This is a genomic window from Cellulophaga baltica (assembly GCF_900102165.1).
Taxonomy (GTDB): Bacteria; Bacteroidota; Bacteroidia; order Flavobacteriales; family Flavobacteriaceae; genus Cellulophaga; species Cellulophaga baltica.
In genome coordinates this window covers 25,689-36,954 of sequence record NZ_FNBD01000020.1, presented here as the reverse complement: position 1 = coordinate 36,954, position 11,266 = coordinate 25,689, and the positions used below count along the sequence as shown (strand labels likewise).

The window sequence follows — 11,266 nt, the reverse complement described above, 5'->3', positions numbered from 1 at the left end:
ATGACTTCTGCTGACTTCTCTACATAACCAAACTCGTGGTTGTAGAGACCTCCCCAGGTAAGAACATCTTCTTTCTCTCGATCACCGCCGTATCTACATAACTACCATTTTTGTACTCTTTAGGGCGTTACAATGATGTGGTTGCTTACCCAGATAATTATGCCTCATATACGGTTTCTGTTCGTCAGTACCGAGTTTTGTAGTCCTGCTTCCTTCAGTCCTAGTCTCACAACTAGCAACCTTGCAGCTTACTAATGGTTCAAGGCGTTACACCTGCCCATAAGGGACTTGCACCCTCTAGATTAATTATTTAACTTTCGGTAAACAAAAGATGCCCATGCTGGGCACACACTATATATAGTAAATAGGGCGATTAGCATTTAATCCAAAGGTTCTTGTCTATTTGCAAAGTCGCCAAATCTTTTGATTTGGTATTAAAGATAAAAAGTAAAACAAAATACAAAAAATTTGGCTTGTGGCTAATCTGAAAGTAATCGCTTATTTTCTGCCCAACTTGCCATATATTTAACGTTGTAAAACATTTTGAAAATGCGCAAATTCATAATACTTCTTCTCATTTTATTTGTGTCTCCTAATCTTTTTTCGCAAGATGACTATGTAAAACTACTGCAAGCTAAAACTCAGAATCCATGCTACATTATCAATAAAAATGTTATTGGAAATGAATACTTGATTAAAAGTTTGGCTAATTCCGAAGAGGAGTTAAAAGAAAAAATTGATGAAATTTATGTTCTAATAAACAAAGGTGATAGAGAAAGTAATAGATATTAAAATCTAACCGAACATGGAATCTTGCTAGTGGATTTGAAAGTAAGTATCGCAAGTAAAACTCAATCAGAATTGAAAAAGTTTTTCGGATTTGGCGAACACAACAAAATTTATATAGACGGCTACTTATTGGAAAATAAAAATTATCGAATAGCTTTAACTGGAATAACTGAAATTGAAATAATTGAGCCGGATAAGGCAAATGGACTTAAAAATAAAGCTTTAAATATCTGGACTTTATCGAAAAATGAAAGGTATAGCGAAGAAACTCACTAGACGGAAAAAACGTTTTACAACAAAACCTATAAACAATACGGGGTTTGGGCTAAGTTGCGGGGTTTGCGTATTTTTATAATGTCCGCAAAATCTTATGGATTTTGCTCAGAACAGGAAAAAATAGAACAAAACAATAAGATTTTGCTATGTGAGTGGCGGAAAGTAAACGCTAGTTTGCTCCCGTACTGTTCATAGCCAAATCGTTGTCATTAATTTTATAAAAAATATCATGAACAAATTTCTAAAAGGAAATATTTATACCGATATTCTTTGGTTGATTATTGGAATTGCTGGTGGGGTTTATTACTACACAAAAAATAGTTATTGGTCTTGTGGAATATTTCTATTCGTTGCATTTCTGTATATAATTAAATTATTTACTAGTTCATCAAAAAAAACTAAAACTTAATTAAATTAAATCAGCTAGTGGGAATTGACAAACTCTCGTAATCTATAAACAGGACTGATTTTAACTCGGGTTGATTAAAAAATGAATACTCGAGCTAGATTGCGTAGAGGGATTTCACTCTAACGCAATTTTTTTAGTAAGTATAAACCAACGTAATGGATTACTTTATAAATTGTATCAAATAAATAAAACTTTCTTACTTATACGGAAAAAACTAATGACAACAATACCTATAAGTAATGCGGAGTTTGGTTTTAAATCCAAAGTTCTGTGTATATTTAAAGTGTCCGCAAAATCTTTAGGATTTGACATTTAAGACGTAAAAAAATAAACGTAAAATAACTGCTTTGGCTTAGTGCTTAACAAAAGTAATAGCTTACTTGATTCTGCACTGCCCATAGCTGCAACGTTGCCATTAATTTTGACCCGTCCTGAAATATGTATACAACATGATGGCTCAGGAACTGGAGAATTCGAAAAAAATAGTACTCCATGGGAGAATCTTGATGAATTGGAAATAAATAAGGCTGACCTTAAAATTGATAAATATGCCTATGATGTTTTCTATGCTTCTACACTTCAAACCCAGCTAAAAGAATTAGAAGTGACGGAATTATTTATTACAGGTTGCGCTACAGATTTTTGTGTAGAAGCTACCGTACAATCTGCTTTAACCAAAGATTATAATATTACCATTGTAGGTGATGCACACACAACAGGAGAACGTCCACATTTAAAAGCAGCGCAAATTATTGAACATTACAATTGGGTATGGCAACATATGATTCCTACAAAAGGACAAATTAAAGTAGAACCTACCCATCTTATCATGGCCACATTGGGTTATAAGTGAAATAACTTAGCCTCAACAAAATACGAACATAAACATTACACATTCCAGTTTATTCTAAGTATATAGGAAATTATCCTATACTTTAACCTATTATAAATTTTCTTACAAAACATCAGCGTATTTACACTGTCAAACACCCCTCACAATTAGTATATTTTCTATTTTCTATAATTATAGAGACATAAATACTAAGTCATTCATATTCAACATCATTTAATCGATAAAAATAGCGCTTCATCGATTAAATAAGAAATATACAGAAAATACTCACGAGTATTGCAATTGTTTAATTTCTCACACAATTTTACTTTCCATATAAAATTCGTAAGAAATTACTTAAAATATTGCCAAACCACTATTTCAATGACAAAAATTGCTAATTGTAATTGTTCTACTACCCTACAAGACCTATGTGTTTGTAGTATTAGAACTAAGTACTCACTAAAAAGATAAGTAATATGGCACAAATTATTGCTTACCTCTTAAAGTTACTCATCCTTTTTTTTATTTAAAAAGTACCCCTTGTAACACAATTAAGAATTACAACTAGCACCTTAAATTCGACTAATTACACTTTTAAATACTGATTAACCTAAAACTAACACATCTATTTATGTAAAAAAATTGAGTACCACATAAGACAAAAGATCAACCACCCTTCAACCCACCTCACTTAATGAATTTTTTTAAAAAAATGGATAAAGTTCTGGCCGCATTTGGTAATGTGCGTGCTTTAGAACGTAATCATGTAGATACTTTCACAGAAAATAAAATACAAAACATACCCGGTCATAAGATTGCAGAATCTACCGAAGGACAAGTATGGGCTAGCTTTCAAAATTTAGCGGGATACTATTTTTTGAATACCACCATAGTATCCCACTCTAATATCAAAACAGCAAAAGGATCTCAACTGGTATTTTGCGATGGTAAGACCTATTTTATTATCACCTCTGATACTGAAGAGATACGCTCCGACTTTTCTAACATTTCAAAATGTTGGATTACCAAAATAAATTATGTCTTGAATAAAGAGCAACTTAAAAATATCAAAAAAAATAATATCAAAAAGATTAAGTTAATCTACAAAAAGAAAACCCTAGTTTTCTTTGGAAACCTACACCATAAAGATTTATCGGTATTAACCCCACGTCTAATTCAATAAAACCTAACAATGACTAGAGAAGAGCAATTAGTATTTTGTAAAAAATGTACTAACCGTACCCTAGATATGCAACAAGGGATGCTTTGTAACCTTACGGGTTTAAAGGCCGATTTTGCTCCCACATGTTCAAATTACACCCTAGATACTAGTATTGAAGAGCGCTTAAATGACGACAAGCATTTACAGCGTGAAGACATGATAACATTAGTTTCTGATGAAAATTTAGCGAAAATAAAAGCCGAGCAAAATTTACCTGCAGCTATTTTTGGCGGAATTTGTGCGGGAATAATAGGTGCTTTATTATGGGCTGTGATCACTACTGCTACTGGATATCAAATTGGATTTATGGCTATAGGTATTGGTGCTATGGTAGGGCTTGCCACAGGATATTTTGGCAAAGGAATTGACCTGACATTTGGATTATTAGGTGGAGTAATAGCTTTACTAAGTTGTGTCCTAGGGAATTTCTTTAGTATCATAGGTGCCATAGCAACCTATGAAGAATTAGGGTATCTGGAAACGTTAGTACTCTTTGACTATGCGCAAGCTATTCCTATTATGTCTGAAACTTTTAGCCCTATGGATATATTATTTTATGCCATAGCTACTTTTGAGGGTTACAAGTACGCATTTAGAAAACTTACTGAAAAAGAACTTTCTCAGCTCAGCAAATAACCCAATCCCTAGAGAAATTAACGCAAAACCTATTGTGTTAACATCTCCAGTTTTTAAGCTAGTCTACTTTTTTATTAGGCTCTAAATTAGAGTATTAATAAAAAAAAAGCTTATGAAATTTAATATAGAGGGAAAAACAGCATTGATAACAGGTGCAGATTCAGGAATAGGAAAATCTACCGCTGGCTTTTTAGTCGATGAAGGAGTTACCATCATACTGTCTGATAGAGATCAAGAGGCGTTAGATGATACCATCAAGGAATTAAAAGAAACTCGAAAGGATGCTAAAATTTTCGGAATTACCGCAGACATCACTAAAAATGAAGAAGTTAAAGCCTTAGCCAAAAAAATTAAAGATGATTTTGGAGGAGCGCATATCGTAGTCAATGCCGCAGGGGCAAGAGGTGCTGCAGGAGATTTCTTAAGTCTCTCTGATGATGACTGGATGCAAACCATAGAGGTTGATTTAATGGGCGCTGTGCGTATTGCTAGAGCCTTCATTCCGCAAATGCAAGCGCTTAACTGGGGTAGAATGATTATGATATCATCAGAAAATGCATACCAACCCTATGAAGAAGAGAGTCCGTACAATGCATGTAAAGCAGGGATCATAAATTTATCTAAGTGCTTATCGCGTTCTTATTCAAAAGAAAATATTTTATTTAATTGTGTATCTCCCGCATATGTAAAAACGCCAATGACAGACGCTATGATGGAGGATTTGGCAGAAGAACGTAATTGTTCTATAGAAGAAGCGGTAGAATGGTTCGTAAAAAACAAAAGACCGCACATTGCTATGGAGCGCAGAGGAAAACCTGAAGAAGTAGGCTCTACTATTGCATTCTTGTGTTCTGACCATGCTACCTACATCAACGGAGCTAATATACGCGTGGATGGCGGAGCAGTAGAATCTGCTTTCTAAGCTAAAAGTTGTTTTAAAAGAAGTGCTAATTTCTTTGGAGCTTCTAGGGGCATCAAATGACCGATACCCTTCATAGAAATAGGTGTTGCTTTATGAAGATAAGGCAACACCTCTTTTTGTATTGCTTCTTCTGTAATCACAGGATCATCTTCAGAAAAGATAACGCTTACGGGGGTTGTTAATTTTTTGACTTGTGTAGCTATAGAATTATTCATTCCAGTATTTAACCACCATTGCCAGGAAATTTCAGCTATTCTCAATTGCGAATTTACCGCATACTCAAATCGTTCTTTATTCAAAGATTTGACAGTCCCTTTTTTTACCGTTTGTATTGCTTCTTCCTTATCTGGGTGCTTTAGCATGCGCTCTTTTTCATCGGCAGACATATCTTCTGTTGTTGGGGGCGAAGGTGCAATTAATACAATTTTACTAGGAGGATTAGCTACATTTTGCAAGGCCGCATTTAAAGATAATTTACCGCCCATAGAATGTCCTACTAGAATGTAATCTTTGAGATCTAGTGCCGCAATTTCATCATTAATATATTTTGAAAAGCTTGAGATTGATGGAGTTTCAGAAACAGAAGTGCCACCGAAACCTGGAAGATTCAAAGGGTAGCATAGGACTTCTTCCTCTAAGTGTTTACATACCCATTGCCAACTCCCGGCATCACCACCAAAATAATGAAGAAACACCATTGCTTTTTTAGACGTTGTAAAGGCTTTAGGGTTCTCCATAGTGTATGTTTTACTTTTTCTTTTTAAACAGTTTTTTGAAAATTTGAACTAAGAGTACGGTTATGGCTCCAAACACAAGACCTACGATAAATTCTTTTACCATACCCGGAACCATATTGAAATGATCATGAAGCCAGTGTATGTTGTGAACAAAAATTCCGCCTGCTACTAACAAAAGTGCAATTGTACCTACTACCGCTAGTGTTTTAATCACCCATGGTAAAGCGTTTACTAAAAGGTGACCTACTTTATCTGAAAAACTATCCTCTTGCTCATTTAAGTTAATTAATTTTAATCCAAATTCATCCATTCTAACAATCAAAGCCACAATCCCATAAACCCCTACTGTTGCTAAGATAGCAATGAAGGTTACGACCATGATTTGGACAGAAATTTCCTTTTCGGTCACTGTTCCCAATGCAATGATTACAATTTCTACGGAAAGAATAAAATCGGTTACAATCGCCGCTTTTACACGATCTTTCTCCAAGGCAAGAATCTCTTCATTGGTCATGTCAAAATCTAAATCTTTCTTTTCATGATGCTTTAATACCCCTAAAAATTCTAGTATTTTTTCTGCCCCTTCATAGGCCAGATAAATACCCCCCAGAACTAAAATTATGGTAATTGCTGCTGATAGAAATGCACTTAGTAGAAACGCGAAAGGCAGGATAATCAATTTATTTAAAAATGAGCCTTTAGTAATTGCCCATAATACAGGTATTTCTCTATCGGACATGAATCCAGATGCTTTTTCTGCATTCACAGCCAAATCATCTCCTAAAATACCAGCTGTTTTTTTTGTTGCGATTTTACTCATTACAGCAACATCGTCCATTAAGGCAGCGATGTCGTCTAAAAGTGCAAAAAATCCTGACGCCATAGTTCTTGTGTATAAAATTTAGGTTGCAAATTAACCTTTTTCCTTTATTCCACTAAACCAATTGTAAATAATTAGCCCTATTGCGATGATTAAAAGAATATGAATTATGCCTCCTAGAATTTTAAATACTAAAAATCCAAGTACCCAACCTATTAAAAGTAAACCTATCAATCCCCAAAGAATCTTATTCATAACCTTCTATTTATTTCAGAACAGAAAATTGAAGTCGCTCTTCTTCAGATTTTCCTACGTTTGTTTTAATGGTCTCTAAACATTGATAGAGTACCGTTTTTAACTGGTTAAAAGAACTAGGTTTTTGCAAATAGCTATTAGCTCCCATTTCTTGTAACTTCTCTACTTCCCAATCATTGAAGGACGTAGAATAAATTATAACATCAATGCCGTTAAATTTTTCTTCTGCTTTAATATCTGCAAGACATTCAAAACCATCCATCATTGGCATTTTTAAATCTAAAAAAATTGCTTTCGGTAAGGGTTCTTCAGAAAATAGGTCTGCCATTAAATCAACACCATTTTGAAATGTTGTCAAATCAATTTTAATTGGTAATTCCTTTAAAGCATCTGAAAAAAACAGGCGATCGTCTTGATCATCATCGGCTAAATAAACTCTCATAGATTGTTATAACGTTGCGGCTATCCCATAATAAAACAGCCTATTTTCAAAGTTTAAAAATAGGCTGTGCGTTGGTATTAAAGTAACTTAAAAAAACTAGAAATTAACTCATATGCATTTTCAGAAGAAATCAAATAAAGCCACTACCCCATTATACGAAATAACGCAGGCAAAGAATAAGGCCGCAAATAGTCCTACATTTAAGCCTAGCCCTGCTTTATACGTTTTCATTAAGCCCTTATTATTCACTAACAATATAATTCCAAGTATTACTAAAGGAAGTACAAAAACATTGAATACCTGCGACAAAATTTGCATTTGTATCGGATTTGCACCAAAAATGGGAACAATCAAGGCAAAACATGAAGCAATTCCTGTCACTATTTTAAATTGTTTTGAGCTAGTATCTAATTCCCCAGATTGATAATCCGCAAGTAATATTGGTGCAATCAATAAACATGGGAATATTGATGAAAGACCCGCACTTAAAGTTCCAAAAAAGAATAGCGTCAGTGCAAATTTACCGGCCACCGGTTCTAGGGTATTTACCATATCTAAAACTTCTGTTACAGGCTTCCCTTGATGAAACAAGGCTCCGCAAGCTACTGCCATAACCGATGCACTTATCACAAACACTAAAATAGCTGCAATAATAGCATCTTTCTTTTGTTGTGATCTATTGCTCATATTCCAACCTTTACCTTTAACAAATAAAGGTCTTGATAAGAATGTTGCAGCCGCCATAGTGGTTCCTACAAACGCAGCTACCATCATTTTACCACCTTCTACCTGAGGAATACTCGGAATTAATCCTTGTGCCACTTCTACGGGTAAAGGGTATACCATAAACAAGGAAATAATAAAAGATAGCCCCATGATGGTTACGAAAATAACTAAGATTTTTTCAAAAAATGTATACTTTCCGACCAAGAGAAGGCTATACATAATAGCAATTACTACCAATGCTACTATCAGTACTACTTCATACCTACTTCCTGATAAGTTAGGAAAATAGATGACAATAATTTCATAAATTATATTGGAAGAAATGCCTAAAATACCCATCAAAGAATTCCATTGTCCTAATGAAATTCCTACTATAATTAGTATTGCAATGAGTTTTCCATATTTTAAATGTTTCTTGAAAGCAAACAATGCGGTTTCGCCTGTTACTAAAGCAAAATTACCATAGGCATACATTAATATTCCTGAAAACACACAACTTAAAAGTAACACCCAAAGTAATTGCATACCATAGGTACTCCCCGCTACGATCATAGAGGTAACACTCCCGGTACCAATAGTATATCCAATGGCAAATATTCCTGGGCCAAAAGCCAAAACTAAGGCTAGAATCTTTTTTAAAAGTGATGGTTTGTTCGTCAATTGGTCCATAGAGAATAGTTTTTAACGGAGATTTTATTAAATAAATACGGTTGAATTACTAAAAAAATACCTAAATTGGTTACCCAGATTGGTTCACCAAAAATAGAAATATTATTGACACTTTCAAGTTTTTGATCATGAATTACCATTATAATCTTAAAATTATACCTAAAATTATATGAATAATTTATCTCGTGAAGAATTTTTAAAACTATCTGCAATGGGACTTGCTGCAATACCCTTATTAGGAATGAAAGCATTAGAAGATGCAAATGTGGCCGCGCTTAATCAAGAGCCGAAGGTTCATTTGTTCTCCAAACATTTGCAGTTTTTAGATTATGATAAGATGTCTAAAGCTGCTGCCGAATTAGGTTTTAATGGTCTTGATGTGACCGTACGAAAAGGTGGGCATGTAGCCTCTGAAAATGTGGATAGAGATCTTCCCAAAGTAGTCCAAGCGATGCAATCTTATGGACTTACGCCTGAATTGATAACCACAAATATCACGAATGCGTTAGCTCCAGAGACTGAAAATATTTTGCAAACGGCTAGCCAACTAGGGTTTAAAAATTATAGAATGGGCTGGTTAGAATACTCAGAAGCCCATTCTATACCAGAAAGTATTGAAAAATTTAAAGTCCAATTCGCGGCTTTAGAACTTCTAAATAAAAAACTGAAGCTCACGGGAACCTATCAAAACCACGCAGGGCTACATGTAGGAGCGCCCATATGGGATATTTATCAAATTATAAAAGATAGGGATCCTAATTATATCGCTACACAATATGATATTAGACATGCCCTAGTAGAAGGAGGAACTAGCTGGGCTCTAGGTTTGCGACTTATACAATCTCACATAAAATGTATTGTCATTAAAGATTTTAAATGGGGACAAGAAGAGGGAGTTTGGAAACCTATAAATGTACCCCTAGGAGAAGGCATGGTGGACTTTAGTGCCTATTTTAAATTACTCAAAAAGTACCATCTTAATAACATCCCAATGTCATTACATTGTGAATATGATTTAGGGGGTGCAGAACATGGTGATAAAGAAATATCAATTTCTAAAGAAGCGGTATTTAAACGCATCAAAAAAGATCTTGAATTTCTTAAAAATGCTTGGCAACGCTCCTAAAAACTTTTATTATGGCAAAACTATCTGACAAAACAAGAGAAAAATTAACCACTGTGAGCACAGCAACTGTGGCCACAATATTATTTAAAAGAGGGTTAAAAAATCAATACATTCAGGGCGTGGTTCCTTTACAGAAAGGCAAACCCAATATGGTTGGAGCAGCCTGTACTTTGCGCTACATTCCTGCTAGAGAAGACTTAAATCCGATTACCATATTTCAAGACCCAAAGCATCCACAACGTGTTGCTGTAGAAGAATGTCCTCCGGGAAGTATCTTGGTTATTGATAGCCGTAAAGATGCGCGTGCGGCCTCTGCAGGTTCTATTTTAGCGACACGCTTAATGGTTCGAGGGGTGGCAGGTATTGTTACCGATGGTGGATTTCGTGATTCTGCTGAAATTGCCGCTTTAGCAATGCCATCTTACCACCGCACGCCCTCTGCGCCTACTAATTTAACCTTACATCAAGCTATTGCCATTAATGATCCTATTGGCTGTGGAGATGTAGCTGTTTTTCCTGGTGATATTCTATTAGGAGATGATGATGGCGTCATGGTAATTCCCGAAGCTATAGTGAATGCTGTGGCCGAAGAAGCTATTCAAATGACACTATTTGAAAATTTCGTTTTAGCAAAAGTTCAAGCAGGTCAACAAATAATTGGATTATATCCGCTTACGAATGAAACCATTCGGGCGGAATTTGAAGCTTGGAAAAAAGCCTAACGTTTTGTACCGTACGCTAAATCTCCTGCATCACCTAAACCAGGAATAATATATCCCTTAGAATTTAGTTTTTCATCTACCGCTGCAATCCATAGTTGCGTAGTTTCAGGAAAGACGGAATTTACATACGAGATACCTTCCTCTGATCCGATCACCGAAACAATATGAATTTCTTTAGGAGTACCATATCCTACTAAGCCTTTTAAAACATTTTCTAATGTTCTTCCGGTAGCTAACATTGGATCTACAAGCAATAATGTTTTACCCTCTAAATCTGGCGCAGCAAAATAATTTACAATAACTTCAAAATCATCAGAATTTCCTTCATGATGTCTATACGCCGAGATGAAGCCATTTTCAGCATCATCAAAATAGTTTAAAATTCCTTGATGAAAAGGTAAACCAGCTCTGAGAATAGAACAAATAACAATATCTGAAGCTGCCAAGGGTATTACTTTTTCTCCTAAGGGGGTTACAGTTGTTTGGGGAGTATAGTTTAATGTTTTACTTAATTCATAACTAAGCACCTCTCCTACGCGTTCAATGTTTTTACGAAAACGCATACTGTCTTTTTGTATGGTTACATCGCGCAGTTCAGCAATAAATTTATTTAAAATTGAATTTTTAGTTTCAAAATTATGAAGTATCATAAAGCGTAAATTTCTCTAAAATTACGCTAT

The 11,266-nt window shown here is 34.8% G+C and carries 14 protein-coding genes; 8 read left to right on the top strand and 6 right to left on the bottom strand.

What is annotated here, in order from left to right; translation table 11 throughout:
* The first annotated feature begins 549 nt into the window (after window positions 1–549).
* The 6 genes from BLQ19_RS19850 to BLQ19_RS19820 all read left to right on the top strand — a co-directional run bounded on the left by BLQ19_RS19850 (window position 550) and on the right by BLQ19_RS19820 (window position 5,089).
* Entirely contained in the window at window positions 550–792 is a 243-nt protein-coding gene (locus tag BLQ19_RS19850) for a hypothetical protein (RefSeq protein WP_074539503.1), read from the top strand.
* A gap of 69 nt (window positions 793–861) precedes the next feature.
* Window positions 862–1,065 carry a hypothetical protein gene (locus tag BLQ19_RS19845; protein WP_139150297.1) on the top strand — a complete coding sequence of 68 codons (204 nt, stop codon included), beginning with the start codon at window positions 862–864 and terminating at the stop codon, window positions 1,063–1,065.
* 764 nt (window positions 1,066–1,829) lie between these two features.
* Window positions 1,830–2,327 carry a cysteine hydrolase family protein gene (locus BLQ19_RS19835; protein ID WP_074539500.1) on the top strand — a complete coding sequence of 166 codons (498 nt, stop codon included), beginning with the start codon at window positions 1,830–1,832 and terminating at the stop codon, window positions 2,325–2,327.
* A gap of 694 nt (window positions 2,328–3,021) precedes the next feature.
* Window positions 3,022–3,492: a hypothetical protein gene (locus BLQ19_RS19830; RefSeq protein WP_024480503.1), complete on the top strand. Its 471-nt coding sequence runs from the start codon at window positions 3,022–3,024 to the stop codon at window positions 3,490–3,492.
* A gap of 9 nt (window positions 3,493–3,501) precedes the next feature.
* Window positions 3,502–4,167 carry a hypothetical protein gene (locus BLQ19_RS19825; protein ID WP_025614925.1) on the top strand — a complete coding sequence of 222 codons (666 nt, stop codon included), beginning with the start codon at window positions 3,502–3,504 and terminating at the stop codon, window positions 4,165–4,167.
* Window positions 4,168–4,279: 112 nt separating this feature from the next.
* Window positions 4,280–5,089, top strand: a complete 810-nt coding sequence (locus BLQ19_RS19820; RefSeq protein WP_024480501.1) for an SDR family NAD(P)-dependent oxidoreductase — start codon at window positions 4,280–4,282, stop codon at window positions 5,087–5,089.
* On the opposite strand, the gene BLQ19_RS19815 is transcribed toward BLQ19_RS19820, so the two are convergent.
* The 5 genes from BLQ19_RS19815 to BLQ19_RS19800 all read right to left on the bottom strand — a co-directional run bounded on the left by BLQ19_RS19815 (window position 5,086) and on the right by BLQ19_RS19800 (window position 8,738).
* The gene (locus BLQ19_RS19815) at window positions 5,086–5,826 is read right to left on the bottom strand and encodes an alpha/beta fold hydrolase (RefSeq protein WP_074539499.1); all 741 of its coding nucleotides are present in this window, start codon (window positions 5,824–5,826) and stop codon (window positions 5,086–5,088) included. The genes BLQ19_RS19820 and BLQ19_RS19815 overlap by 4 nt on opposite strands.
* A 10-nt stretch (window positions 5,827–5,836) precedes the next feature.
* The gene (locus tag BLQ19_RS19810) at window positions 5,837–6,709 is read right to left on the bottom strand and encodes a DUF808 domain-containing protein (protein ID WP_074539498.1); all 873 of its coding nucleotides are present in this window, start codon (window positions 6,707–6,709) and stop codon (window positions 5,837–5,839) included.
* 30 nt (window positions 6,710–6,739) lie between these two features.
* Window positions 6,740–6,901 carry a lmo0937 family membrane protein gene (locus tag BLQ19_RS21100; RefSeq protein ID WP_024480498.1) on the bottom strand — a complete coding sequence of 54 codons (162 nt, stop codon included), beginning with the start codon at window positions 6,899–6,901 and terminating at the stop codon, window positions 6,740–6,742.
* 10 nt (window positions 6,902–6,911) lie between these two features.
* Window positions 6,912–7,343, bottom strand: a complete 432-nt coding sequence (locus BLQ19_RS19805) for a response regulator (RefSeq protein WP_024480497.1) — start codon at window positions 7,341–7,343, stop codon at window positions 6,912–6,914.
* Window positions 7,344–7,463: 120 nt separating this feature from the next.
* Complete coding sequence (locus BLQ19_RS19800; RefSeq protein WP_024480496.1) at window positions 7,464–8,738, bottom strand: Nramp family divalent metal transporter; 1,275 nt, start codon at window positions 8,736–8,738, stop codon at window positions 7,464–7,466.
* Window positions 8,739–8,907: 169 nt separating this feature from the next.
* Here BLQ19_RS19800 and BLQ19_RS19795 point away from each other — a divergent pair, with 169 nt between their 5' ends.
* Both BLQ19_RS19795 and BLQ19_RS19790 read left to right on the top strand, forming a co-directional pair.
* Complete coding sequence (locus BLQ19_RS19795) at window positions 8,908–9,864, top strand: sugar phosphate isomerase/epimerase family protein (RefSeq protein WP_025614922.1); 957 nt, start codon at window positions 8,908–8,910, stop codon at window positions 9,862–9,864.
* Between the two features lie 11 nt (window positions 9,865–9,875).
* Window positions 9,876–10,586, top strand: coding sequence for a ribonuclease activity regulator RraA (locus BLQ19_RS19790; protein ID WP_074539497.1), 711 nt, complete (start codon window positions 9,876–9,878; stop codon window positions 10,584–10,586).
* On the opposite strand, the gene upp is transcribed toward BLQ19_RS19790, so the two are convergent.
* Window positions 10,583–11,236 (bottom strand): uracil phosphoribosyltransferase, encoded by a 654-nt coding sequence (gene upp, locus BLQ19_RS19785; protein WP_025614920.1) that lies wholly within the window; start codon window positions 11,234–11,236, stop codon window positions 10,583–10,585. The two genes, BLQ19_RS19790 and upp, sit on opposite strands and share 4 nt — an antisense overlap.
* Window positions 11,237–11,266: the final 30 nt, after the last annotated feature.